Here is a 25,836-nt window from a genome sequence, read left to right on the forward strand (position 1 = left end):
GGACCAGCCTATCGGTGGATGCGTGAACGGCGACACAGGGCGCACGACGGGCGCACGAGGCGTGTCGTGCGCACTCTGTGCTTCCGCTCGCCGCGGGTCCGGCTGCCGCCCGGCCTTCGGCTTCGCTGCGGCCCGCTCCACAGGTGGGGCGGGCCGTACGCGCGGAGATTCTGCACGGGCTCGGGTCAGGCCAGACCGAGCCGTTCGGCCGCCGCGGCGGAGTCGACCGGCACTGTCACCGGCTGCGGAGCACCGGCGACCGCCCAGTCCGGGTCCTTCAGACCGTTGCCGGTGACGGTGCACACGATCCGCTGGCCCGGATCGACCTTGCCCTCCTGCGCCGCCTTGAGCAGCCCGGCCACCGAGGCGGCCGAGGCGGGCTCGACGAAGACGCCTTCCTGGGCCGACAACAGCCGGTACGCGGCGAGGATCTGACGGTCCGTCACCTCGTCGATGAAGCCGCCCGACTCGTCGCGCGCCCGCTCGGCCTGCTGCCAGGAGGCCGGGTTGCCGATGCGAATCGCGGTGGCGATCGTGTGCGGGTCCTTGACCGGCTCGCCGCGCACGATGGGCGCGGATCCGGACGCCTGGAAGCCCCACATTCGGGGGGTGCGGCGGGCCCGGGCGGGGCCGGCGTCGGAGTCGGCGGCGTACTCGCCGTACCCCTTCCAGTAGGCGGTGATGTTGCCCGCGTTGCCCACGGGAAGGACGTGGATGTCGGGGGCGTCGCCGAGCATGTCGACGATCTCGAAGGCTGCGGTCTTCTGGCCCTCGATGCGAACCGGGTTGACCGAATTCACCAGCGCCACGGGATAGTTGTCGGAAAGCCCGCGTGCGAGGTCGAGGCAGTCGTCGAAGTTGCCGTCGACCTGGAGGATCTTGGCGCCGTGCACGAGCGCCTGGCCCATCTTCCCGAGCGCGATCTTCCCCTGCGGCACGAGCACCGCGCAGACCATGCCCGCGCGCACCGCGTACGCCGCGGCGGAGGCCGAGGTGTTGCCGGTGGACGCACAGATGACGGCCTTGGCGCCCTCCTCCTTTGCGCGGGTGATCGCCATCGTCATCCCGCGGTCCTTGAAGGAGCCCGTGGGGTTGGCGCCCTCGACCTTGAGGTGGACCTCGCAGCGCGTCATCTCGGAGAGGAGCTGCGCGGACACCAGCGGCGTACCACCCTCCCGGAGCGTCACCGCCTCGGTCCCCGGGCTCACCGGGAGCCGGTCCCGGTACTCCTCGATGATGCCGCGCCACTGGGCGCTGGTGTGGCTGGTTCCCGGCATGGCGTTCATTCCCCTTCGACCCGCATGGTGCTGGCGACACCGCGTACGGTGTCCAGTTTGCGCAGGGCCTCGACGGTGGCGCTGAGCGCGGCGTCGGTGGCCCGGTGGGTGACGACGACGAGCGACGCCTCGCCACCGCCCGCGGGCGGTGCTCCGCCCTCGGGCGTGCTCTTGCCCTGCTGGCGCACGGTGTCGATGGAGACACCGTGTTCCGCGAAGATCATCGCGACCTGGGCGAGCACACCCGGCTTGTCGGAGACGTCGAGGCTGATGTGGTAACGGGTGACGGCCCCGCCCATGGGGCTGACCGGCAGCTGCGCGTAGGCGGACTCCCCCGGGCCGCGGGCGCCGCGAACCTTGTTCCGGCAGGCGGCCACCAGGTCGCCGAGGACGGCCGAGGCGGTGGGCGAGCCACCCGCGCCCGGCCCGTAGAACATCAGCTGCCCGGCGGCCTCCGCCTCGACGAAGACCGCGTTGTACGCCTCTCGGACCGACGCCAGCGGGTGCGTCAGCGGGATCATCGCCGGGTGCACCCGCGCGGTGACCGAACGGCCGTCGACGGCCCGCTCGCAGATGGCGAGCAGTTTGACGGTGCAGCCCATGCGGCGCGCGGAGGCGATGTCGGCCGCGGTGACCTCGGTGAGCCCCTCGCGGTGCACCTGGTCCAGGCCCACCCGGGTGTGGAAGGCGATTCCGGCCAGGATCGCGGCCTTGGCGGCGGCGTCGAAACCCTCGACGTCGGCGGTCGGGTCGGCTTCCGCATAACCGAGCGCGGTGGCCTCGTCGAGCGCCTCGACATAGCCGGCGCCACTGGAGTCCATCCGATCGAGGATGAAGTTGGTGGTGCCGTTGACGATTCCGAGGACGCGGTTGACCTTGTCGCCTGCCAGGGACTCGCGCAGCGGGCGCACCAGCGGGATCGCTCCCGCGACGGCCGCCTCGTAGTAGAGGTCGGCGCCCTGCTCCTCGGCGGTCCGGTGCAGCGTCGGGCCGTCCTCGGCGAGCAGCGCCTTGTTGGCCGAGACGACGCTGGCGCCGTGCTCGAAGGCGGTCGTGATCAGCGTACGGGCGGGTTCGATGCCGCCGATGACCTCGACGACCACGTCGATGTCGCCGCGTTTGACGAGCGCGGTGGCGTCGGTGGTGACCAGCTCGGGGTCGATGCCGTCACGGACCCGGCCCGGCCTGCGCACGGCGACACCGGCGAGCTCCACCGGGGCCCCGATGCGTGCGGCGAGGTCGTCCGCCTGCGTCGTCATGATGCGTGCCACCTCTGAGCCGACCACTCCACAGCCCAGCAGCGCCACCTTCAGCGGACGCGTACGCATCATCCGACCTCGATTCTCGTCATTCTGTGTCAACCAAGTCTCACGCACCGGGCAGCGAAAACCGGCGCCGGTCCGGTGCGTGAGACGGAGATCCCAAGGCTACGACCAGGGTTCGGCGACCGCGACGGCCGGGCGGGCCGACCGACCGCGCACCCCGGACGCACGTTGCTGCGCCTCAGCCGACGTCGAGGCGCAGCAGGTCCTCCTCGGTCTCCCGCCGCACGATCGTCCGCGCCTCGCCGTCGCGCACCGCTACCACCGGGGGGCGGGGCACATGGTTGTAGTTGCTCGCCATCGACCGGCAGTACGCGCCGGTCGCGGGCACCGCCAGCAGGTCGCCGGGCGCCAGGTCCGCGGGGAGGAAGGCGTCGCGCACGACGATGTCGCCGCTCTCGCAGTGCTTGCCGACGACGCGGCTGAGCATCGGCGGCGCCTCGGAGGTGCGGGAGGCGAGCGCGACGGAGTACTCGGCGTCGTACAGCGCGGTGCGGATGTTGTCGGACATGCCGCCGTCCACGCTGACGTAGGTGCGCAGCCCCTCCAGCGGCTTGAGCGTGCCGACCTCGTACAGCGTGAAGGCGGTGGGTCCGACGACCGCGCGCCCGGGCTCCACCGACAGCCGCGGCACCGCCAGCCCCGCCGACGCGCACTCGCGGTCCACGATCTGCGCCAGTGAACGGGCGATCGCGCTCGGCTCTGCGGGGTCGTCGGCGGAGGTGTAGGCGATGCCGAGGCCGCCGCCGAGGTCGATCTCGGGAAGTTCCACGCCGTGCTCGTCGCGGGTCTGCGCGAGCAGCCCGACGACCCGGTGTGCGGCGACCTCGAAGCCGGAGGTGTCGAAAATCTGCGAACCGATGTGGGAGTGGATCCCCGTCAACTCCAGCGAATCCAGGCCCAGCACGCGCCGTACGCCCTCCGCGGCCTGGCCCTCGGCGAGCGGCAGGCCGAACTTCTGGTCCTCGTGCGCGGTCGCGATGAACTCGTGGGTGTGCGCCTCGACGCCGACCGTCACCCGCAGCTGGACGGGCTGCCGGCGGCCGAGCCGGCGGGCGATGTGCGCGGCGCGGGCGATCTCCTGGAAGGAGTCCAGGACGATACGGCCGACGCCGGCCTCAATGGCGCGTTCCAGCTCCTGGGTGGACTTGTTGTTGCCGTGCAGGGCGATGCGTTCGGCGGGCATTCCGGCCGAGAGCGCGGTGGCCAGCTCCCCGCCGGTGCAGACGTCGAGGTTGAGGCCCTCTTCGGTCAGCCAGCGCACGACGGCGCGAGAGAGGAACGCCTTGCCGGCGTAGTAGACGTCGGCGCCCTCGCCGAAGGCGTCGCGCCAGGCGCGGCAGCGCGCGCGGAAGTCGTCCTCGTCCAGGAAGTAGGCGGGGGTGCCGAACTCCTCAGCGAGCGCGAGTACGTCCCGGCCTCCGACGGTGAGCACACCGCGCTTGTCGCGGCGTACGGAACCGGCCCAGACGCGCGGGTCGAGCGCGTTCAGGTCGGCCGGCGGCGGGCTGTAGTGGCCCTCGGGCAGTACGTCGGCGTGACGGGGCCCGGCGGGGTGGGCGGAACGGCTCATGGGTCGAGAATCCCCTCAGAGGTCAGAGGTAGTGGGGTGCGCTGATGCCGAGCTGGGACAGGCCGCCGGCCAGCACCGTCCCGGTGGCCTCGGCGAGGGCCAGCCGGGAGCGGTGGGCAGCCTCGGGTTTCTCGTCCCCGCGGGGCAGGACCGAGGGGGCGCCGGGCGCGGAGGTGAAGGTGAGGAAGGCGTCGGCGACGGCCCGGAGGTGGTGGGCGAGCGCCGGCCCGCCGACGGGCGGCTCGTCGGCGCCGGAGGGGCGCCCGTCGCGGGCGTGGGTGGCGGCGCGGGCGTCGGCGCGGGCGTCGGCGCGGGTGCGGGTGCGGTCCGCGAGGTGCGCGGTGTCGGCGAGCAGGGTGAGCAGGGCGAGTTCCGACCTGCGGCGGTAGTCGCCGGGCTCGGCGGTGAAGCCCAGCGCCCGGGCGCCCTCGACCAGCGCCCAGCTGCGGGAGCGTGCGTACTGGATTCGGAACAGCGGTTGGCTGTCGCGGCGTTCGTAGCTGATCGCACTGCCGGTGAGAGCTGCCCAGCGGGCCGCGTCCGCCGCCGGGTCCTCAGGAGGCACGGGCAGCTCGGGGACATCCCACTGCTCAGGGACGTCCCGCTGATCGGGGGTGTCCCGCTGATCGGGGACGTCCCGCTGATCGGGCGCCTCGGTCGGTGAAGTGCCGTGCGCCGTACGGCCGTCGGGGCGCCGGGTGAGCAGGGTGCGCACCAGCTCGGTGTGGGCGGACCGGCGCAGGGTGATGTTCAGAAAGCCGGGCCCGGCCACCTCCGCGCGGCCGATCTCCTCCTCCTGCGCCAGCCTGTCGCGCAGGATCTCGGCGATCTCACGGGCGGAGTGGCCGGTCACCGGCGCCAGCCGCAGAGCGAGAGGGGAGGCGAAGTCCGCGTCGCCGTGCGGTGGTTTACGCAGTGTGACCCGTTCGGGCCCCGTCGCGGCGGAGGCCGGCAGCTCCCCGTCCGCAATCGCGTGACTCAGCGCCTGGAGCAGAACGCGTTGGAGCTGGTTCGGGGTCACGGGGGAAGCCTAGGGAGCGGAGGCGGGACGAGGCGAATCCGTATCGCACTCAGGAATGGCCCAGCACGCTGTCCGCACCGCCGGTCACCGAGCGTGAGGCCGGGCAACCCGACCGCCCCGCGTCCCCGTGGGCGAGCCGGCGCACCGTCCGCACCAGCTCCAGCGGGTCGAACGGCTTCGACAGCACGGCGTCGAACCTCGACCGGTCGCACCCGGCGACGCTGCCACTGACGAGCACCAGCGGGATATGGCACGTACGGGGGTCCTGGCGCAACAGCTCAGCGGTGCGCGGACCGTCCAGACGCGGCATCGCGACGTCGAGAGTGATGACGTCGGGGCAGAGCTGATGGACGATTTCCAGACACTGGGCACCGTCGGCCGCAACCTGGACCTCGAAGCCGTCGAGCTCCAGATTGACCCTGATCAGCTGCCGAATGACCTTGCTGTCGTCGACGACAAGGACTCGGCTGGACATTCCCGCCACATGGCAAAGGTTAGGCGGGGCTCAGGGGGCGCGTCCGGGTTTTGGCTATTTCCAGCCTGGCGCGCGCTCGCCAGCTGCGGAGACTCCCCGAACCGGTTCCCCGCTCCGGGGGCGCACGGAGGGGCGCGCGGCGCACTCGGGGACGTACAGGCGCGGACGGCGAACGCGTCGAGGGCGGCAGGCCGGAACTCGGTCCTGCCGCCCTCGACGCGTCCCGAACGGGCGCGGGCGGTGTTGACGTACGGCCCCTCGCCTTACGGCGCGGGCGCGGGCACGGGGCTGGGCGCGGGCGCGGGCACGGGCGAGTACGGCGCGGGTCAGCGGTTGGCGCTGACCGGCTCCCCCTCGTCGGCGTCGGTCTCCCCCGCGCCGGTCTCCCCCGCGTCGGTCTCCGCTGCCGCGGCGGCGTCAGCCTTCCTGGTGGGGCGGCTGCCGGGCAGGATCTTGGCGAGCCAGTACGAGCGGCCCGCGACGAGCGGGGCCACCACGGCGAGGATCAGCACGTACCCGGCGATGAACGGCGAGAGCCTGTCGTCCAGGCCGGCCGCCGCGGCCATCGTGGCGAGGATCAGCGCGAACTCGCCGCGGGCGAGCAGCGTGGTCGCCACGTTCGCCGTCTGGCCGGGGCCGAAGCCGTAGATCCGCGAGGTGACCAGGCCGGCGATGATGTTCATGGTGATGGTGATGGCCACGGCGGCGAGCACCGGCCACAGCACGGCGGGCAGTACGCCGGGGTCGATCGAGAGGCCGAAGGCGAAGAAGAAGATCGCCGCGAAGGCGTCCCGCAGCGGGTGCACCAGCTCCCGGATGCGTTCGCCGGAAGTCGTGTTGCCCAGGATGAGGCCGACCATGAACGCGCCGATCGCGTCGGCGACACCGAACTGCTCACCAATACCGGCGACCAGGACCGCTGCTCCCAGGAAGGAGATGACCAGCAGTTCGTCGTCCTTGATGCGGAACAGCCGGCCGATGTACGTGGTGCCCCAACGCGCGGCGACGGCCAGCAGCAGAAGGAACGCGAACGCCTTGCCGATCTGGGCCATGGTCCCGGCCAGACCTTCGGACCCGGAGATCACCGGCTGCAGCGCGGCCAGATAGAGGGCGAGGAAGATGTCCTCGACGACGATGATGCCGAGAATCGGCTTCGTCTCCGGGTTTCCGATTCGACCAAGATCGACAAGGACCTTGGTGACGATCGCCGACGACGAGATTCCCAGCACGCCGGCGAGCACCAACGCCTCGGACAGCCCCCAGCCCAGAACGAGACCGAAGGCGAAGCCGACTCCGACATTCAGCAGGAGGTACATGGCGCCGGCGATGGCCATCTTCTTGCCGCCGGTCCTGAGGTCGTCCACGTGGAACTCGAGGCCGAGGTAGAACAGCAGCAGCACGAGCCCGAGCGCGGAGAGCATCTCCAGGTCGTGGGCGTCCTCGATCAGCACGAAGCCCGGAGTGTTCGGCCCCAGCAGAATGCCCGCGAGGATGAAGAGCGGAATGGTGGGAAGGCCGATTCGGGCGCCCAGTCGGGCAAGAACGGCGGCGGCGACAAAGGCACCACCCATGGCGATCAGTGTCTCAGCGTGACCCATCTACTACCTCTCGAGAACGACGTTCCGTATGCGAATGGGAGCGGTTAGTCATGGGACACACACGAGTTGAAGATCTCCTCCGGAGCATGGGTGGGGGGCGACCCGTCAAGGATACGTTAATAGTTAGCCTACCAAAGGACTTTCCGTCACCGGGGGTGCCGAGGGTGCGTCCCTCGTCACTCCGGGGTTGCGCCAAATCCCTTTATCTGCCCGCCAGTTGGGCGAACGGGGTGATCTGCCGCACATTCGCCGCGGTAGGAACGCGAATCAGCGAGAACCGCGAGAACGCACAGAGCGGTACGCGGAACACCACACCCGATTCGGCAGCGCCAGCCGATATGACGGACGCACCAAGCCCCCACACCCTCGACAGCCGAGACCTCCGCCTCGTTCGCCTGCCGCCGTCCACTGCCGCTGGTGACGGCGGCCGTGACGGGACCGCGTACGGGGAGGGACGGCGTACGAGGGGGACGGCGCCGACGGCGTCTTCGCCACACGGGCACCACACGGGCACCGCCCGCGCCCGCGCCGGCACGGGCGGCCGAGACCGGCGCGCGCCCTCAGCCGGTGGGACACGTCCGGTGAGACACGTCCGGGGGCGGCCCCGTCGCGCGTACCACGCGCTCAACGGGACCGCCCCCGGCTGTCGTTGTCAGACCGGCTTGCTCAACAGTCCGGCTTGCTCAACAGACCGGCCTCCTCAACGAACCGGCTTGCTCAACAGATCGGCACGCCGGGCAGCTTGGCGGCCGGATCGTCGATGTAGATGTTGGAGATGAAGCCGCCCTGGTCGCGCAGCTTGCTCCACCAGTGGTTGGTGTAGCCCTCGGCGTTGACCGTGTCGCCCTCCTTCTGGCACTCGACGAAGACCCTCGTCGGGCCGCCGATCGTGCCGACGACCGGGGAGTTGAGGAAGGCGTCCGCGCGGACGTTGACGCCGCTGCCCCAGGTGCTGAAGTTGGTCTCGCCGCCGCCACCGCAGTTGTCGCTGGTCAGGTGCTGCTGGCCGTAGACCGGCGGGTACGGGAGCGCGGCACCGTTGATGTGGATGTTCTGGCCGACGCCGTTCAGCAGCTGCTCGTAGTGCTGGTGCGCGCCGGAGGAGTTGCCGGTGCTGCCGGTGGTGCCGATCTGCTGGCCCTGGGCGACCTGTGCGCCACTGGGCACGGAGAACGCCTGGAGGTGGAAGTAGTAGGTCTGCCAGCCGCCGCCGTGGTCGATGACGATGTAGTTCCCGGCGCCGCTGGGCTGGGAGTGGCGGGTCGCCGTACCGGCGGCGGAGGCGGTGACGGCGCTGCCTGCGGTGGTCCCGCCGTCGGAGCGTACGAAGTCCAGCGCGCGGCGGACCTCGGCGGAGTGGTGGCTGTAGGTCCACTTCTCGCCGCAGGCGAAGGGTGCCTTGAAGTTCGGGGCGAGGGCGGTGGCGTCGTCGGTCGCGGTCTCTCGGGCCTGTGCGGTGCCGGAGGTCAGGCCCGCGAGGGCGATGCCGAGGGCGGCGACAACAGCGGTGAGGGTGCGTCTGCGTCTCATCGGATTCCTTGAGGTGGAGGAAGCGAAGGCCGGAGCGGCCCCCACTGCTCCGGGACGCGCACCGGACGGGCGGTGGGGCCAGAGTAAAAGGCTTGCCAAGTCCACGACAATACGAACGAGTAACGGGCATTGGTCGAACCACCAGCGCCCGCCGGAAGCTGCACCGCACACCCAACTCCGCGCGGTCCAGCGCGAGTTGACGTCCTCCCCGCACTGGTCCGGCCAAATGTCCCGGACTTCACCGTACGCCACGGTCTTGTCACGTACATGCATACCCAACGGGCGCTACCACTGGTACGACATTCGGTGTGCCCCTCACATACAGACGGACAGCGCTCGCGACTGCCCTCGCCGGCGCGCTCCTCCTCACCCCCATGACCGCCCACGGCAGCGGGTCGCACGCCGACGCGCAGCCCCGGGACTCCGATGCGCCCTATCTGGTGGGCCGAGGCATCGCCGACGCCACCGGAGGTGTCGCCGAGGCCGGAATGATGGGCTACGCCAAGCCCGATCAGCGCACCTCCGGAATCCACACCCGGCAGCGCGCCCGCTCGTTCGTCATCCAGGACCGGGAGACCGACGACCGCGTACTGCTCATCGTGATGGACTCCGCGATGATCTTCGACAGCGAGCGCCAGGCCGTGCTGAAGGGCCTCAAGGAGCGCTACGGCGATCTGTACGGCGAAGAGAACGTCATGATCACCGCCACCCACAGCCACGCAGGCCCCGGCGGCGGTTCACACCACGCGCTCTACAACGTCACCACCATGGGTTTCCGCGAGGAGACCTTCCGGGCGACCACCGAGGGAATGCTGAAGTCGGTCGCCCAGGCGCACGAGGACCTCGCCCCCTCCTCCCTGAAGCTCACCCACGGCGAACTGCACAACGCGAGCGTCAACCGTTCCAAGGAGGCGTTCGACAGCAACCCCTCCGAGGACCGCGACTTCTTCCCCGAGGGCATCGACCCGCAGACCTCTCTGCTGCGGATCGAACGCGAGGGCCGACCGGTCGGCGTCATCAACTGGTTCCCCACCCACAACACCTCGATGACCAACACCAACACCCTGATCAGCGGCGACAACAAGGGGTACGCCGCGCTCCACTGGGAGCGCGAGGTGGAGAAGGTCGACTACCACGCCGACGGCCCGCCGAAGTTCGTCGCCGCCTTCGCCCAGACCAACACCGGCGACCTCTCGCCCAACCTCGACCTCGCTCCGCCGGAGGAGCTGCCGGCCAAGGAGTTCGAGAACACCGCCAAGGTCGGCGAGCGCCAGTACGAGGCCGCCGCGAAGCAGCTGGACGACCCGGGCCGCGCCCTCACCGGCGGCGTCGACTCCCGCCTGACCCACGTCGACTTCTCCGACGTCGAGGTCTCCCCCGAGTTCACCGGCGACGGGCAGACCCACCGCACCTGCGGCGCCATGTACGGTACGGCCGCCGCCGCGGGCAGCACGGAGGACGGGCCCGCACTGCCGGTCTTCCAGGAGGGCGAGAACCCCTTCTTCGACTGGATCTCGCACAGCATCCTCTACAACGCCTCCCCCGAGCTCAAGGAGTGCCAGTCCCCCAAGGGCGTACTGCTCCCGCTCGGCGAGATGAACAAGATCATGCCGTGGATGCAGGAGGAACTCCCCGTCCAGCTGCTGCGGATCGGCGACCTCCATCTGATCGGCGTCGCGAACGAGGTCAGCATCGTCTCCGGACTGCGGCTGCGCCGGACCGTCGCGGAGATCACCGGCAGCGACGTCAAGGACGTACTGGTCGCCGGGCACTCCAACGCCTACGGGCACTACCTCACCACGCCCGAGGAGTACGACAAGCAGCAGTACGAGGGAGGCAGCACCATGTTCGGACGCTGGCAGCTGCCGGCGATCGAGCAGACCGCCGCCGACCTCGCCACCAGGATGCGCGACGGCAGGCCCTCCCCCGACGGCCCGAAGCCGCCGGACCTCTCCGACAAGCAGATCATCCGGCCCCCCGGCGTCGTCCTGGACAGTCCGCCGCTCGGCAGGAAGTTCGGTGACGTGCTGACCCAGCCGGAAGCCTCCTACGGCACCGGACAGCGGGCCTCCGCGGTCTTCGCCGGCGCACACCCCAACAACGGCCTCCAGCACGGCGGCACCTACCTCACCGTCGAGCGCAAGGACGGCGAGCGCTGGGCCCGGGTCGCCGACGACGGCGACTGGTCGACCAGGTTCGAGTGGAAGCGCCGGGGCGTCAGCGCCTCGCACACAACGCTCAGCTGGGACATCCCGGCGGACACCGAGCCCGGCGAGTACCGCATCCGCTACAACGGCCACGCCAAGAGCCTGACCGGCACCGTCACCCCCATCGAGGGCACCAGCGACTCCTTCACGGTCGAAGGGAGTTAGGGCCGCCGACGAACGATCCAGGCGGGGCGGGGCGGCGCGGACCGATGCGCCGGCCCGCCCCGTTCGCCGTTCGCCGCCGCGCCGCGCACGTTCAACCCCGCCGCCCGCCGCCCGCCGTACGCCGTACGGCCGCACGGGGCGCACTCCGGCGCACCGGGGCACCCGAGCGGAGGCACACTGTCACAACCTGCGATCGCACGACTACGGTTCCGAGGTCAACGATCTTCACAGGGACGGGCGTTCGGGGAGGGCGAGGGATCGTGTCGCGTACGGACAGGGCGGAGCGCAAGCGCAGGGCGGACATCCTGCGGTACTGGCGGGCGGTCGAGCTGTTCGGCCCGCAGAAGGTCGACAGGGTGCAACCGCAGCAGCACCGGTACCGGGTCGACGCGGGCGAACCCCTGCCCTGGGAGGAGGGCCACCGGTTCAACCGCGTTCGCCGGCCGGCGGGCAAGCGGCGGCAGCACACCGTCTACTGCGGGGTCTACGCCGTCGAGCGCGTGCGGGACATCCTGCTGGAGGTCTTCGACGCCGACGAGGAGGAGCACGACGCACGCCTGGACGGCGACAGCGCGCTGCTCGCCTTCGAGGTCAACGACGAGGGCCGACTCATCGAGGACTCGCTCGTCTTCTCCTCTTGTGCCTGGGCCACCGGACGCGCGCTCTCACCGGGCCCCGCGGAACCCGGCTGGCTGGACGGTTTCGAGCAGGACGCGCAGGACTGCGAGGACGTCATCCGCCAGGTCGGCGACGGCAGGCTGCGCATCGCCGACACGACCGCGGACCGGCTGCGCCCCTTCGCCGGCATCGCCTGCGAGATCGTGCTGGGAGCGGCGACCGGGGGTATCGGGCCGGCGGCGCAGGCGCTGCTCGGCGAGGTCGCCGGAGGAGCCGTGTCCGGAGCGGCCGACGCGGCGGCGGACGCCGCCAACGAGGCGGTACGCGCGCGGCTGGACAGTACGCCCGGCGGTACGGGCGGCGACGGTTCCGGCACCGGTACGGACGGCGACGGCGGTGAGCTGGACGAGGCAGCCGCACCGCAGCTCGGCGACCAGCCTCTGACCGTGCGCGAACTCTCCGCGCTCACCCGCTGGGTGGCGAACCGGTTCCACGTGTCCGAGGCGCTGCTTCCCGACGCCGTCCGGGTGCACAGCCGCTTCGTCCCGGAACGCGACTCCGGCACGGCCGTCGGCTCGCTCTTCCTCAACAGCTTCATCGCCTCCGACCTCGATCTGGTGGCGGCCCGGATCGAGCGAGAGGATCCGCCCGCGGCGCTTCGCGCCTACCTCGCCGCCGCCGACGGCATCCCCGTACACAGCCGTGTCGACGTACGCGAGCGGACCGCCGCCGTGTACGAGGGCGTCCAGCCCGCGCGGTTCCCCGGCGGGCGCTGGCCGGCCAGGACCGAGCATCCCCTGGTGCTCAGCCAGCAGTTCGCGGTCAACACGATCCTCGAACAGCTCGGCGACGGCGAGGGCCTGTACGCGGTCAACGGTCCGCCCGGCACGGGCAAGACCACCCAGCTAAGGGACCTCATCGCGGCGGTACTGGTCCGGCGCGCCGAGCAGCTGGCAGCGCTGCCGCGGCCCGTGGACGCGTTCACCGGCACCGCCAGACGGTGGAAGAACGAGGGCTACGAGCGCTCGGTGCTCGCGCTCAGGCCGGAGCTCACCGGCCACGAGATAGTCATCGCCTCGGCGAACAACGGCGCGGTGGAGAACATCTCGGTCGAGCTGCCCGCGCTCGGCGCCGTCGCCGAGGAATGGCGGAGCGAGGCGGACTTCTTCGCCGCCCAGGGCAGCCTCCTGCTCCGGGGCGAACCGGCGTGGGGCACGTTGGCGGCCAAGCTGGGGAACAAGGGCAACCGCTCCGCCTTCCGGAGCGACTACTGGTTCGGGCCCACCGCAGGCGGCCGGCGCCCGGCCGGTCGGCAGGACGGCGACGCGCCCCCGGCCCCCGGTATGCGCGAGGTGCTGGTGGACGCCGCGAAACGGCCGTACTCCCCGCAGGACTGGCGCCGCGCGGTCGGGCGCTTCAAGGAGGCCTCCGACACCGTGCGGCGGCTGCGCGACGAACGGCAACGCGTCGCGCGGGCGCTCGCCGAGCTCGCCCCGGCCCTGCGTGCGGCAGAGGCGGCGGCGGCCGGCGTACCCCCGGTCGAGGCGCAGGTACGGCGCGCTCGGGCCGAACTCGACGCGGCCGAGGCGGCGTCGGCCACCCGAGCGGCGGAACTCGACCGGGCGCGTGACCGCGTGGCGGAGCACGGCCGCCGCCGCCCCGGCTGGTGGGCCCGTACCCTCCGGCTCGGTTCGGCACGCCGCTGGGACGAGGAGCGGGGGAACCTCGTTCGTGCGGAACGCTCCGCACAGGCGCAGCACGAGGAGCACACCCGTACCGCCACCGACGTACGCCGCGCCCACGAGTCGGCCCGGGCCCGGCTCGCCAGGGCCCAGAACGCGCTCCGTGCTGCCGCGGACACCGCGGAGGCCCACCAGCGAGTCCTCGACGAGGCCCGGAGTCGCCACCCGGAGTCGCTTCCCCTGCCCGAGGCCGCGGCCGCGCAGGACACCCGGGAGGTCTCCGAGCGCCGCGAGCTGTCCTCCCCGTGGTCGGACCCCGAGTTCACCGCCGCACGCACCCGGCTCTTCCTCGCCGCGACGGCCCTGCACCGCGCGTTCCTCGAAGGCGCCGCGGACCGGATGCGAAAGAACCTCGATGCCGCGATGGAGGTGCTCTCCGGCAACGCCCCGCCGACCCTGCCCGCCGCGGCTGTTCTCGCCGCGTGGCAGAACCTCTTCCTCGCCGTGCCCGTCGTCTCCACGACGTTCGCCTCCCTGGACCGGATGTTCGGCGGCCTCGGCGCGGGCGATATCGGCTGGATGCTCGTCGACGAGGCCGGCCAGGCCACACCGCAGATGCCGGTGGGAGCGCTCTGGCGGGCCAGGCGGGCCGTGCTGGTCGGCGACCCGCTCCAGTTGGAACCCGTCGTCACCCTGCCCCGCAGCGGGCAGCAGGCGCTGCGTCGGAGCTTCGGGGTCGACGAGGAGTGGACGCCCGGCCGCAACTCCGCGCAGCGCGTGGCGGACCGCTCGAACACCTGGGGCACGTGGCTGCCCTCCCCCGACGACAGCGCCGAGCGTGTCTGGGTCGGTTCACCTCTGCGGGTCCACCGGCGGTGCGAGTCCCCGATGTTCGACATCAGCAACCGGATCGCGTACGAGGACCTGATGGTGCAGGGCACCCCCGACCGAGGCTCGTACCCGGTCGCCGGGCGCAGTGTGTGGTGGGACGTCGCACACCACGGCGAGGGCAAGTGGTCGGCCGCCGAGGGCGAGGCCGCGAACGTGATCGTGCACCGCCTGCTCGACCGGGGGCTGGACCCCGCCGAGCTGTTCGTGATCGCACCGTTCCGCGATGTCGCGAGGGGGCTGAGCCGCCGGCTGTGCGCGGCCGTGGACCGCGCCCGGATCGGAACGGTGCACACGACCCAGGGCAAGGAGGCCGACGTCGTACTTCTCGTACTGGGCTCGGGTGGCGCAGCAGGGCGGGGCGCACGCGGCTGGGCGGCCGGCACGCCCAACCTCCTCAACGTCGCGGCCAGCCGGGCACGGCGGCGGCTGTTCGTGGTGGGCGACCACGGCGCCTGGAGTCGGCAACGTTACTTCGACGTCCTGGCCGACGGGTTGCACCTGCTCACGCCGGCTGAGCAGGCCGAGATGCGCGAACTGTCGCCGCCGGGGGTGGCCGGCACGGCCTGCCGTTGCGAACGGGGGTGACCGGTGATGACCGACGGCGGCGGACCGGGGCCGGTGGCCGTACGCCGACGCCCGGCGACGCCCGGCGGCGCGCGGCGACGCCCGGGAAGTTGGCTCGTTCCGGGCGTCACCGGCCGCGGTGCACACGGGTTGAGCTGCCAGGGTGGGAAACGGGCACACAAGGGACCGAGGGGCGGCTGCGGATGGGCAAGTGGCGAAGTTGGGTCGGCGGAAACACGGAGACCGCGCCGTTGTCGCCGTCCCAGCGCTTCCTTTGGGGCACCGAGTTGGTCTACGAGCAGGGCTGGGCTCGCCTCCGTCCGCAGCGCCGACCTCGTCCACGTCCTCGACAAGGGCCGCCTTGTCGAGACCGGCACCCCCGACGAACTGCTCGCCACACCGGGCAGCCACTTCGCCGAGCTCTACACCCTCCAGGCCCGCACCTTCACCGGGCACCCGACCCGACCGCCGACCGGCGTACCCACCCAGCAGCAGCCACAGCCCGACCCCGCGCACCGCCCCGGCCCGAAGCAGACAGGCTGACCCTCAGCTGCTCAGCTACCGGCCCCGCCCCGGTCAGCTCTACGACGCGGCGGCTCCGACAGCAATCTCGACGAACGAGCTGACGCGACGTCATATTCACTGCTCTAATGGCCTGTTGACCATTCGACCGTTCAGCGGAGATGACCCAGCGTGGCGCTTGACAGTCCAAGACTCAAAGACCTGCTACAGGACGTGGCTTCCGGCGTCCTCCAGCTACCGGATTTCCAGCGGAACTGGGTCTGGGACGACGAACGCATCCGGGAACTGATCGCCACGGTGACTCTGGACTATCCACTCGGGGTGGCCATGGCACTGGAGACCGGAGGAACCTCCCAGTTCAAGGCACGGGCACTGCACGGCGCCGAGGACGCCGGCGACCGCATGCCCGATCTGCTGCTGCTCGACGGCCAGCAGCGACTCACCTCGCTCTTCCAGGCCCTGCACAAGAACGCCCCTGTGGAGACCATCGATTCGCGCGGCAAGCGGCTGGAGCGGTGGTACTACGTCGACATCGCAAAGGCGGTGGGCCAGCCCTCCGAGCGCGACGAGGCGATCATCTCCGTCCCGACCGACCGCCTCCTGAAGAGGGATTTCGCCCGGACGGTGGTGCTGGACCTCAGCACCCGGGAGGCCGAGTGCGCGGCCGGCCACTTTCCGCTGCACTCGGTATTCGACGAGAGCCAGGTCAGTGCGTGGCAGCGGGAGTTCGTCAAGATCGACGACTCGCACTGGGACCTGTGGTCGAGGTTCACGGAGCAGGTGCTCCACAAGGTGCGCTCGTTTCAGGTGCCGATGATCAGGCTTTCGTCCTCCACCACCATGGACGCCGTGTGCGCGGTCTTCGAGCGCGTGAACACCGGAGGCATTCCGCTCAACGTCTTCGAGCTGCTGACAGCCACGTACGCGGGAGACCAGAACCATGTCGCCGCCCACGGCGACTACTACCGGCTTCCGGTCGAGTGGACGCAGATCAAGAAGGAACTCACCTCGGCCTACCCGGTGTTCGGGGACCCGGAGAAAGGCGTCGAACACGGCCTGAGCAGCAGCGAGTTCCTGCAGGCCGTCACGCTCGTACGGACCTGGGAGCGCAAGCAGGAAGGACACGGGCTCTCGGTGTCCTGCAAGCGCAGGGATCTTCTCGACCTGCCACTGGCCGATTTCGGCAGACTGTCGCCCCGGGTTGCCAAAGCGTACGCGTGGGTGGGCAGTTTCCTGGAGCAGCAGTGCATCGTACGGACCAGGGACCTCCCCTACAACACGCAGCTCGTACCGCTCGCGGCCGTACTGGCGATTCTCGGCGAGGAGGCGGACCGGAATGACGCGAAGGCACGGATCTCCCAGTGGTACTGGTGCGGCGTACTCGGGGAGATGTACGGGGGATCGACGGAGAGCCGGATCCCCCGGGACGTCGAGCAGCTGATCGGCTGGATCCGGGGAACCCAGCGAACGGTGCCGGACACCGTCGCGGAGGCCGCGTTCCTGGACGACCGGCTCAACTCGCTGACCACGCGCAACAGCGCGGCGTACAAGGGCATCTACGCCCTGCTCGTCAAGCAGGGTGCGGTGGACTGGCACCACACCGAACGACCGCTGGACTCGGGCCGGTTGGTCGAGCACAACGTCGATGTGCGGCAGGTTTTCCCCAGGGCCTGGGTCCTCAGGCAGGACCCCGCCAACGAGCCGAGAGCTCACTCGATCGTCAACAAGACTCCCCTCTCGCTCCGGGTCAGCAAGGGCATGACCGGTTCGCCCGCCTCCTATCTGAAGTCGCTGATGCTGGAGTCGGGCATGCGTCCCGAATGGTTCGACGATGTCATCGCGACGCATCTGATCGACCCGGCCACACTGCACGAGGCGGACTTCGAGCGGTTCTACGAGAACCGCTCGAAACAGCTGCTGGAGCTGGTGCGGGCGGCAATGGGCAAGCGCACCGTCTTTCGTGACTCGGAGAACTGGTGAGCGCGGCCATGCAGACACCGACCAACGACGAGCTGCGAACACTGGCCGGAAAGAAGCTGCCGCTCCCCGACTTTCTGGCGCTCTTCGGCACTCGCGTGCGCAACGACCAGATCGCGCTGGGCATCAACCAGGCGCTCAGGGGGGTCGGACTGACGACTCTGCCGGACTTCACCCACTGCGGTTCCCGCGCGGATATCCACCTGCTGGCGATCGAAGCGGACGAACCGGTGGTGCCGGAAGAGGAGTCGGAGGAGACCGACGACGACCTGACCCGGGGCGCCCTGCCGACCCAGTCGTTCCGCATCGCGGATGTGCCTGCGGCGAACAACGGTGTCGACTCCATACTGCCCAACACCCCGCTCACTGAGGCGACTTACCACATGCGGGCCAAGAACTACTCCCAGCTCGCGGTGCTGGAGAACGGTTCCACGCTGCGCGGGGTGGTCAGCTGGGAGTCCATCTCCCTGATGTACGAGCTCGGGAAGAGCTCAACTCTGGCGAACGCCATGATCGACGACCCTCCGGTGGCCGAGGCGCACCAGGACTTCTTCTCGCTGCTCCCGATGGTCAGCGAGCACGGCTACCTGCTGGTACGCGGTGGGAACGGCCACTTCAGCGGAATCGTCACCGCCTCCGACATCACCGAGCGCTTCGAGGCGACCGCCTGGCCGTTCTTCATGGTCGGCGAGATCGAGTACAGGCTGCGCAAGTGTCTGGGCGCCAGACTCGACCCCGACAACATCCGTGCGGTTCAGTGGAAGAACAAGCAGACCGGTCTGATCACCGACCTGATGTTCAACGGCTACGTGAAGCTGCTGCACACGGGACAGCAGGACCCGGCACTCTGCGCAAAGGCAGCAGAGAACTGGACCGAACTGGGCTGGGCGGTGAGCCGCAACCAGTTCGTCTACCAGCTGGACCGGGTGCGCGACATCCGCAATCGAATCGCCCATTTCGATCCCGAGCCGCTGCCCCCGCAGTACGCCGAAGAGCTACGGCAGTTCGTCCGACTGCTGCGCCAGCTCACCTGAGGCTCGCGCCGGTTGCGGCACGAACTTCAGCCGACGAAAGGCAGCCCTGCATTGCGTCCCAGCCCGGTTGAGCCAAGCGGCGCTTCGGGGCGGGAAGCCGAGGGTCGGCTCAGGCGGCGGTGTGGACGGCCGGAGGACGCCGTCGGCCCCCGTCGATGCATTTGTCGACGGGGGCCGACGTCTGCGCAGGCCGGCTCCTACTCGCCCTTGAGTGACTGACGAAGGAGGCCCAACCACTCGCCGGGAACAACAGCACCGGACCGTGCGGCACCTTGCTGTCGCGGACGGGGACTCTTCAGCCGCAGCGGTCTCGTGGCGCAGAACTTCGAACGCTGGCGGTGCACCGCAATGCCTTCTGTCAAGGTGTCCCGGACGTGGGTGTCTCATCGTTCGGGAAGCTCACGCCCCCGGCGTGCGAGCGGGGACAAAGCGCCATCGCTGCTGAGGCACACCGCCAGGAGGAACCAGTGTCCTACCCGCAACCGCTCGCCCCCGAGGGAAAACTTGCCGACGCGAAGAAGCAGCTGAGCCTGCCGCGTATCGTCGTCATCTGCGGCTCCACCCGTTTCATGACCGAGATGGCCGAGGCCGATCTGCGGGAGACCAAAGACGGAAAGATCGTCGTCAAGCCGGGTTGTGACCTGGAGTCGCCGCACGAGCTCTGGTCCGACCCTGTCGAGGCCGCGGCGCTGAAGATTCGGCTCGACGATCTGCACCGGGCGAAGATTCGGCTCGCTGATGAGCTGCTCGTCGTCGGCGACTACATCGGAGACAGCACCCGAGCCGAGATCGCCTACGCCCGGTCGCTGGGCAGGCTCCTGCGCTTCACTCACCCCGAAGTCGACCCCGACGCCTGAGCCCAGCGCGACTGAGCAACAGCCGTGTGAACGCGGCGAGTTGGGCATCCGGCCCCGCTCCCGCACACCCGGCACCGGGCGGCGGTCCACCCCACGGGGGCGGGCCGCCGCCCACGTCGTGCCACCGCCGGATCAAGCCGCCCCAGGCGGGCGGCGCGCTCCGGCGTGGCCTGTTTCGGGCGTCACCGGGGATGCGGCTCGACAGTTGACTGTCCAGAACGACGTCAGGAACGGCGCCCCGGACAGGGGGCGGTTGGCGATGGGCCGATGGCGGAAGTGGGGCGGTGGCGGCGCCGAGGAGGGCGCACCGCTCTCGGAGTCCCAACTCTTCCTGCGGGGCGGCGAGTCGGTCTACGCCGGCGGATTCGCGCGACACGCGAGCGGGGCCTACCGGCTGAGCCTGTGGCAGATCGTGCTGCGCCTGCCGGGCCTGCTCGCGAGCAGGCCCGGCAGGCCTGGGCCGCGGCGCGGCAGGTGCTGGGGGCCGAGTTGGGACGCGGTGCCGCGCAGGCAGTCGCGCTGGTGGCGACCAACAGCGCGCTGGCGACGCTGCTCGCCTCGGGTGAGATCACCGAACGGTTGCGCCAAACTCTGCCCGTACTGCTGCTGTTGGCGGGGGCCGGGCTGGTCGGGGCCGTACTGCGGGCGGTCTCCACGCCCGCGACAGGGCGGTTGCAGCCGAAGGTCGAACGGGTGGCGTCGGAACGGTTTCTCGGCCACGCGGCGCGCGTGGAGCTGACGGCCATCGAGAGCGACGACTTCCACCGACTGCTGGCCTCCGCCCAGTACGGGGCGGGTTCGGCCCGTCGCATGGTGGCAACCTCGACCCAGGTCATCGGCGCGATGCTGTCGCTGCTGGCGAGCTGCTAGCGTAGCCAGCCTTTTCGCTCAGGCCCGCACCTGCACCCGCCCCCGACAGTCCTGGCCAGCACTACCCACTCCGACCCTGGTGACAGCACCGGGATTGGCTAAGACATGTCGGAGCCTCGGCTGTCGACCACTGCACTTCCTCGCAAAGGCACCTCGCGCGCCCCGTGGTTACACATAAGGAGTATGTGCGACACACGTGACTTTCATGGCATAGCTAGGTCGATTAACACACTCCCCAACCCTCAGTGATGAGCATAACGCCTAGCGTTGTCTTTTTGAGTTACAAACATGTAAGCTCACCCTCGGAAAATTCACAAGACGCCCGCAAGTACGCGAAATCTTCACAAGGTGCGCCTCGCGCAGTTACAGCACCCGGCCGACCTCCTGCCCAAGCAGGATCAAACGAGAAGAGAAGCACACGCATGGGAATCCAGGTTTTCAAGGCACGTATCGCTGCAGTCAGCGGTATCCTCGCCGCGTCCCTAATCGGCGGCGCCCCTATCGCCTCGGCGCAGACCACCACATCAGCGGGGCAGGGTCCTCAACTGATGAACTGGAGCAGCTCAATGAGCGGCGTAGCTACTGGATTCCAGTCACGTCGCTGGAGCGACAGTCAGTACTCACAGATCTGGTTCACTGGATGTTCCAGCACTTATACGAGCAGCAGCACGCACGTGGACCTGAGGCAGGACAGATCATTCCAGCCCGATAGATCATGGGGCGTAAAGAAGTACACTGCATGCTTCGGCAGCGGAAAAAGCAACGGCGAGTGGCACAATCTCGCCAATGGTCAACATTTCTTCCAGATAACCAAGATCGATGGCCGTGGAGGCGGCGTTGCACTTGATGTTCGAAAGGTGACGGTGGACACCTCTAAGGCCGACCAGAACTAACACGTGCACGGCCGGGGCACCTCAAGGTGCCCCGGCCGACGATACCATCCGGGAGAAAACGTTGAGCGTGCCTGTACGACTGAGGACCAGCAGCGTCCTGTGGGCAGCTCCCATAGCTCTGGGCCTCGTAGCAGTCTATTATTTCGGCAATCCGCCACTCAAGGAAAGCGAACACCACGGGTACGCACCTACGGTGGTTTCGTGGACTATGTCTTCATTCTATGCCTTGACGTACGCAGTCGCGGCCGGCCTCGGAGTCTGGGAGAGCGCACGGTTGCGCCATTACGGTGTTTGGCAATCGGCCCCGGTCCGCTCACGAATACGTGTCGCGGCTGACGCACTCGTTCCCGTGCTGTTGCTGACGTGGTCCATGCTTCTCCTTCCGCTCATCGCGGCGCTGTACCAAGCGGGTGCGGTACCTACGGTGAACTCACTACGGCTCCCCGCAATGGCGATGACCGTGTGCGTTGCACACCTCGTCATTGGCTTCTGCGCAGGACTGGTACTGCCGCGGATTTTGGCGGCTCCAATACTGGCAGTCAGTGTTTTCTTCCTGGTAGCATCCTCGTGGTCCTCCGGATATACGATCTGGCCGCGTCACATTTCCGGGCAGTTTCCGGTCGAATTGATGTACGGGGAACTGCCGACGCTTCATTCGCTGGCGCCCCACGTGATGTTCACCGGCAGCATTGCGCTAGCCGCAGCACTGTGTACCCTACTGCGGAACTTTACGACGCGAATCGCACTACCCTTGACGTTGGCGCTGACGGGGACTTTCATTCCCTCCTCCATGGTGCATGACTGGGGACCGAATCCGAAATTGTCCACCGGGAATGTCTCGATGTCCTGCCAGGGAAAGAATCCAACCGTATGCGTCCCACAGCCTCTGAGTTCCGAACTGCCCCGGGTGCAGGCTGAGGCAGCTTCAGTTTTCGCTGCTCTCTCGAAAACTGGTGTTGACTTCGCCAAGCCTGCAGAACTCCAGGACAGCATCGTCGGTGGCCGCTTCTCCTACCGCTCCACAGAGAGCACCTGGTGGCTCCGTCTAACCGACGCCACCAACGGCGAGACACTTCGTTACTCAGTGATGCGCAAGGCTATTGCACTACCCTGCGATCGGCCCGATGGAGAAGCAGTACAGCGCCTAACTCTCTGGGCGTCAGCTGCCACTGACACGGAGGGTTTCGCTCTACAGCGACAGCAGGAGGAGCTGGTCACAGAAGTTGAGAAGCAGACGCTCAGAAAATCTCGTGCCGCCGTGCGGCAAATCCACGCCCGCTCGCACAAAGATCAGACCACCTGGTACCAAGAAACTTCCGAAAAGGCGTGTTCGGGAACGTCGGAAGTGGGGAGTCACTGATGCTCTGGTGGAGCACCGCACGACAACTCCACACCGTTCTGGCGGGCGGAGTGGCCGCATTTCTTCTACTGCTCCTGCTGTTCCAGGAAAGTACCGCCCAGTTGCCCTCATTCTTCGCCTCCTCTGCGTCCGTCGTGCTGATACTGGCGGCACCGGTCCCGTTGTGCGCGGCGCTGATGCTGTGCCTGGAATCCCGCCTCCCGTCCGCCGAGGACACCGGGGTCCGTCCGATCCGGCTCCTGGACACCGGTGTCGTGCTGGCGGCACTGGCGTCTGCCCTGTTCCTTAGCCTGACAGTGGGGATGCTGCTGGATTCCTCGCCGGTCCTGGAAGCTGGCCGCAACTCCGTGTTCCTCGTCGGCCTGATGCTGTGCGTACGCCCGCTGGCCGGTAGCCGCGCCGTGATGGTCCCGGTCTGCTGGATCGTCGTGGTCGCCCTCATGGGGTACGACCGGTTCGGCCACGCCCACCCGTGGACCGTGCTCCCGCGCCCACTCACCGACGTGTACGCCCTGGCCATCACCACGTTCACACTGGTCGCGGGTCTGGCGCTCCAGACGTACGCGGCACGGCACGAATCGGGAAGGATCGCCCCATGACCCTCGAACTCACTGCCTGCACCTACTCGTACCGGCGCTGGTCACCCCCTGTCCTGCGTGGTCTGGACTACCGGATGCCCGACGGTCTCACCGTCCTGCTCGGCCCCAACGGCGCCGGGAAGTCCACACTCCTCGGGCTTGCCGCCTCGGTGCGGCGCCCCGCCAAGGGGTCGGTGACTCTCGACGGCATCCCTGCCGGCGACCGCGCCTACCGCCGGGACGTCGCGTGGATGCCCCAACAGATCACCGCCATGCGCGCGCACACGGCACGCGAACAGGTCGCCTACGTGGGGTGGCTCAAGGGCATGTCGCGCCGCGACGCCTGGGACTCCTCCACGCGGGCGCTGGCCCGCGTCGAACTCTCCGACCGGGCCGACGTCAGGACCACCCGGCTCTCGGGCGGTCAGCTGCGTCGAGTGGGAGTGGCTGCGGCGCTCGTCCACGATGCCCGCGTCCTACTCCTCGACGAACCGACCGCCGGCATGGACCCGCGCCAACGGCGGGTGTTCCGGGACCTGTTGGGCGAGCTGTCGAAGGAGGTCCGTGTTCTGATGTCGACGCACGACGTGGCTGATCTCGCCGAGGAAGCCGACAACGTAACTGTTCTCGACAGCGGAGCCGTGACCTACACGGGCACAACGGCTGGCTTCCTGGCCTACGCGCCGGACGGCACAGCTCCTGGTAGGGCTGCCGAGGCAGCGTACGCGGCGCTGAGCCACCACGGCTCCGTCCTGTAACCAGGCGCGCCGCCCGGTGGCGTGAACTGCTCTGCGTCCGGACCGGGTTGAGCCACGGTGCGGTTCGGGGCGGGGCCGAAGATCGGCTCAGGAGGTGCTGTGCGGCGGCCGGAGGAGATACTGGCCCCCGTCGATGAATGCAACGACGGGGGCCAACGTCCGGTGCAGGCCGGCGGCTACTCGCTCTTGAGAGAGGCGACGAAGCAGGACCAGCCGCTCGCCGGGAACACCAGCACCGGACCGTGCGGCACCTTGCTGTCGCGGACGGGGACGACAGCGGCGAAGTCGTAAGACATCTCCACGCATGCACCGCCGTCCTGGTTGCTGTGGCTGCTCTTACACCAGGAGGCGGCACTCAGATCGATGGATCGCACGTCACTTCCTCCAACATCCGCAGAATGAACGTCCGCGACTCGGCCGGTGTCAGCGCCAAGTCGCGTACCGCATCGTACGCCTTCTGCAAGCCCACAACTGAGCTGGATTCCTCGATCAGTTCACCTCTGTAGCCGTTCTCGGCGTACACAACGGTCCTGCCCTCAGGGAGAAGCAGGTACCACATGTCGGCGCCCATAAGACCGTGCATGCCAGCGCTCTGCCGCAGTACGTGCACGACGACACCCGGCCGCTGGGCGATCTTCGACAGGTACTCCAACTGCTCGCGCCACTCCCCCGCGTCCCGCAGTGGCGTGCGGAGCACCGCCTCCGAGAGGATCGTGCGGAACGGTGGTGCGTTCTCAGCCTCCAGCAGTTCGCGGCGCCCTATGCGGGCTTCGACCTGCTGGTCCAGTTCCTTGCCCTTCAGACCGCCCACCGCCAGCACCTCGCGCGCGTACCCGGGCGTCTGCAACAGGCCCGGCAGCACGCTGACCGCGAAGTGCCACAGACTCCTCGCCTCGGCTTCGAGCGCCATGTAGCGGCGGTAGCGCTCGCGGAACTGGGTGTGGTCGCCTGCCGCCAACTCCCAGAGCGCGAGCAGGAGTCCGGGGGTCTCGTAGAAGGTGTCGAGCGCCTGGACGACCTCAGGGCTGCCCAGCGTCTCGCCCTTCTCCATCTTTCCGAAGAGAGACCAGTCCCAGCCCAGGCGTTCGCCGAGTTTGCGCAGGCTGGTTCCGTGGGCGGTCCGCAGTCTGCGCAGTTCCTCCGCGAACCGCTGGCGCGGCTCCTGACTGCGGCCGGTGATGACGCGTCGTTGCGACATACCGCTTCCCCTCTGAGCTGGTCGCCCGGTCAATGGCACAGCTGTCGATGTGGAACTCGTGGAACCAACCCGGTGCGGTGCGGCAGCACGCCCCGCCCCACACCGCAGGCCGGTCACCCGGGGCGCATTCTCGTAACGCCCGCACTACGCAGCGTAGTTCGACGTGCGCAGTGCGGCGCAGAAGAACAGCGGAACTCATCGGCAAAGGATTCTCATGACGACCACACCCGGCCTCCCCCACCGGCCACGGGCAGGCAGCGACCCGAACCCTGCACCCCACCCGGCGCCACCGTCCACCAAGGTCCACGAAGCCCTGAGCGCGCGAGACGCCCTTGCTGCCGCCCTCACCGAGGCGGGCATCCAACTGCCCGCGATGGACATCCGCACACCGTGGCTGGACGTGCGCGCGGGGGAGCCCCCGTACGCGCTCGTACAACTCGGCGTCTGCGCCGCGCCCGTGGCCCACGCACTCGCTGAGGTGATCGCCCGGGGCGCCGTCCGGTGACCGGCAACGACGCACCCGTCGGCAGGCCGTCCAGCGGGTCTCGCACCGATCGCGTATCCCGTACCGACCGGCCCTCGCCGGACCGCGAGAGCATCGCCCGCGGCGACCACCAGGGCGTCGTGATCTGCCCACTGTGCAGTGAGGTGGCGGTCGTCGGCGAGGTCGTGCGCGACATCGCCCGTGAGCGGGTGGGGCGGGTGGTGGGGCGTGAGGGCTCGTACGTCCAGTTGCGTCCGCTCGGCGGTGGTCGCGAGTGGGACGCGGAGCCTCGCGAACTGCGGGCGATGAGCCAGACCGAAGTGCTGAGCGCGCTGGTCGCCGAGCTCAACGCGCGGAGCAGACGCGGCATTTGAGGCAACAG

Annotated in this window: 21 protein-coding genes and 2 pseudogenes; 13 read left to right on the forward strand and 10 right to left on the reverse strand. The window is 69.3% G+C overall.

Features of this window, described 5'->3' with window-relative positions; genetic code table 11:
* Positions 1 to 185 precede the first annotated feature (185 nt).
* The 7 genes from thrC to JGS22_RS01730 all read right to left on the reverse strand — a co-directional run bounded on the left by thrC (position 186) and on the right by JGS22_RS01730 (position 8,796).
* A complete protein-coding gene (gene thrC, locus JGS22_RS01700) occupies positions 186 to 1,277 on the reverse strand; it encodes a threonine synthase (RefSeq protein ID WP_372454173.1) in 1,092 nt (363 codons plus the stop codon).
* Between the two features lie 5 nt (positions 1,278 to 1,282).
* Positions 1,283 to 2,605, reverse strand: coding sequence for a homoserine dehydrogenase (locus tag JGS22_RS01705; RefSeq protein ID WP_211039911.1), 1,323 nt, complete (start codon positions 2,603 to 2,605; stop codon positions 1,283 to 1,285).
* A 175-nt stretch (positions 2,606 to 2,780) separates the two neighbouring features.
* A complete protein-coding gene (lysA, locus tag JGS22_RS01710; protein ID WP_211039843.1) occupies positions 2,781 to 4,172 on the reverse strand; it encodes a diaminopimelate decarboxylase in 1,392 nt (463 codons plus the stop codon).
* A 22-nt stretch (positions 4,173 to 4,194) separates the two neighbouring features.
* Complete coding sequence (locus JGS22_RS01715; protein ID WP_211039842.1) at positions 4,195 to 5,193, reverse strand: DALR anticodon-binding domain-containing protein; 999 nt, start codon at positions 5,191 to 5,193, stop codon at positions 4,195 to 4,197.
* Positions 5,194 to 5,242: 49 nt separating this feature from the next.
* Positions 5,243 to 5,668, reverse strand: coding sequence for a response regulator (locus tag JGS22_RS01720; protein ID WP_211039841.1), 426 nt, complete (start codon positions 5,666 to 5,668; stop codon positions 5,243 to 5,245).
* Positions 5,669 to 5,994: 326 nt separating this feature from the next.
* Positions 5,995 to 7,239: a cation:proton antiporter gene (locus JGS22_RS01725; RefSeq protein ID WP_211039840.1), complete on the reverse strand. Its 1,245-nt coding sequence runs from the start codon at positions 7,237 to 7,239 to the stop codon at positions 5,995 to 5,997.
* Between the two features lie 744 nt (positions 7,240 to 7,983).
* A complete protein-coding gene (locus tag JGS22_RS01730) occupies positions 7,984 to 8,796 on the reverse strand; it encodes a M23 family metallopeptidase (protein ID WP_211039839.1) in 813 nt (270 codons plus the stop codon).
* Positions 8,797 to 9,104: 308 nt separating this feature from the next.
* Between JGS22_RS01730 and JGS22_RS01735 the strand changes: the two genes are divergently transcribed.
* From JGS22_RS01735 to JGS22_RS01750, 5 genes and pseudogenes are all read left to right on the forward strand, one after another.
* Complete coding sequence (locus JGS22_RS01735) at positions 9,105 to 11,168, forward strand: neutral/alkaline ceramidase (protein WP_308405465.1); 2,064 nt, start codon at positions 9,105 to 9,107, stop codon at positions 11,166 to 11,168.
* 260 nt (positions 11,169 to 11,428) lie between these two features.
* Positions 11,429 to 14,944, forward strand: a complete 3,516-nt coding sequence (locus JGS22_RS26910; protein WP_211039838.1) for a DEAD/DEAH box helicase — start codon at positions 11,429 to 11,431, stop codon at positions 14,942 to 14,944.
* 288 nt (positions 14,945 to 15,232) lie between these two features.
* Positions 15,233 to 15,466 (forward strand): annotated as a pseudogene (locus JGS22_RS25820) (ABC transporter ATP-binding protein); the annotation flags it as partial.
* A 150-nt stretch (positions 15,467 to 15,616) separates the two neighbouring features.
* The gene (locus tag JGS22_RS01745) at positions 15,617 to 17,425 is read left to right on the forward strand and encodes a DUF262 domain-containing protein (protein ID WP_211039837.1); all 1,809 of its coding nucleotides are present in this window, start codon (positions 15,617 to 15,619) and stop codon (positions 17,423 to 17,425) included.
* Between the two features lie 8 nt (positions 17,426 to 17,433).
* Positions 17,434 to 18,456 (forward strand): CBS domain-containing protein, encoded by a 1,023-nt coding sequence (locus tag JGS22_RS01750; protein ID WP_211039836.1) that lies wholly within the window; start codon positions 17,434 to 17,436, stop codon positions 18,454 to 18,456.
* Positions 18,457 to 18,565: 109 nt separating this feature from the next.
* Here JGS22_RS01750 and JGS22_RS27250 read toward each other — a convergent pair.
* Positions 18,566 to 18,736 (reverse strand): annotated as a pseudogene (locus JGS22_RS27250) (DUF397 domain-containing protein); the annotation flags it as partial.
* A 187-nt stretch (positions 18,737 to 18,923) separates the two neighbouring features.
* Between JGS22_RS27250 and JGS22_RS01760 the strand changes: the two are divergent.
* The 6 genes from JGS22_RS01760 (at position 18,924) to JGS22_RS01785 (ending at position 23,772) form a co-directional block, all read left to right on the forward strand.
* Positions 18,924 to 19,313: a hypothetical protein gene (locus tag JGS22_RS01760; RefSeq protein WP_211039834.1), complete on the forward strand. Its 390-nt coding sequence runs from the start codon at positions 18,924 to 18,926 to the stop codon at positions 19,311 to 19,313.
* 402 nt (positions 19,314 to 19,715) lie between these two features.
* Positions 19,716 to 20,183 carry a hypothetical protein gene (locus JGS22_RS01765; protein ID WP_211039833.1) on the forward strand — a complete coding sequence of 156 codons (468 nt, stop codon included), beginning with the start codon at positions 19,716 to 19,718 and terminating at the stop codon, positions 20,181 to 20,183.
* A 422-nt stretch (positions 20,184 to 20,605) separates the two neighbouring features.
* Positions 20,606 to 21,076: a hypothetical protein gene (locus JGS22_RS01770; protein ID WP_211039832.1), complete on the forward strand. Its 471-nt coding sequence runs from the start codon at positions 20,606 to 20,608 to the stop codon at positions 21,074 to 21,076.
* A gap of 448 nt (positions 21,077 to 21,524) precedes the next feature.
* Complete coding sequence (locus tag JGS22_RS01775) at positions 21,525 to 22,436, forward strand: DUF7224 domain-containing protein (protein WP_211039831.1); 912 nt, start codon at positions 21,525 to 21,527, stop codon at positions 22,434 to 22,436.
* Positions 22,436 to 23,035, forward strand: coding sequence for a hypothetical protein (locus JGS22_RS01780; protein WP_211039830.1), 600 nt, complete (start codon positions 22,436 to 22,438; stop codon positions 23,033 to 23,035). Before JGS22_RS01775 ends, JGS22_RS01780 begins: the two co-directional genes overlap by 1 nt.
* Entirely contained in the window at positions 23,032 to 23,772 is a 741-nt protein-coding gene (locus JGS22_RS01785; protein WP_211039829.1) for an ATP-binding cassette domain-containing protein, read from the forward strand. The genes JGS22_RS01780 and JGS22_RS01785 overlap by 4 nt, the downstream gene beginning before the upstream one ends.
* 176 nt (positions 23,773 to 23,948) lie before the next feature.
* Here the strand turns inward: JGS22_RS01785 and JGS22_RS01790 are convergent, their stop codons facing one another.
* On the reverse strand, positions 23,949 to 24,146 hold the full coding sequence (locus JGS22_RS01790) for a DUF397 domain-containing protein (RefSeq protein ID WP_211039828.1): 198 nt from the start codon (positions 24,144 to 24,146) through the stop codon (positions 23,949 to 23,951).
* Positions 24,128 to 24,970, reverse strand: coding sequence for a helix-turn-helix domain-containing protein (locus tag JGS22_RS01795; protein ID WP_211039827.1), 843 nt, complete (start codon positions 24,968 to 24,970; stop codon positions 24,128 to 24,130). Before JGS22_RS01795 ends, JGS22_RS01790 begins: the two co-directional genes overlap by 19 nt.
* Before the next feature lie 214 nt (positions 24,971 to 25,184).
* On the opposite strand from JGS22_RS01795, the gene JGS22_RS01800 reads away from it, so the two are divergent.
* Together JGS22_RS01800 and JGS22_RS27255 are read left to right on the forward strand one after the other, a co-directional pair.
* Positions 25,185 to 25,475 (forward strand): hypothetical protein, encoded by a 291-nt coding sequence (locus JGS22_RS01800; RefSeq protein ID WP_236072988.1) that lies wholly within the window; start codon positions 25,185 to 25,187, stop codon positions 25,473 to 25,475.
* Positions 25,472 to 25,828 carry a hypothetical protein gene (locus tag JGS22_RS27255; RefSeq protein WP_372454176.1) on the forward strand — a complete coding sequence of 119 codons (357 nt, stop codon included), beginning with the start codon at positions 25,472 to 25,474 and terminating at the stop codon, positions 25,826 to 25,828. Before JGS22_RS01800 ends, JGS22_RS27255 begins: the two co-directional genes overlap by 4 nt.
* Positions 25,829 to 25,836: the final 8 nt, after the last annotated feature.

The sequence above is a fragment of the Streptomyces tardus genome, from assembly GCF_018101125.2.
In the GTDB taxonomy this organism is placed as follows: Bacteria; Actinomycetota; Actinomycetes; order Streptomycetales; family Streptomycetaceae; genus Streptomyces; species Streptomyces tardus.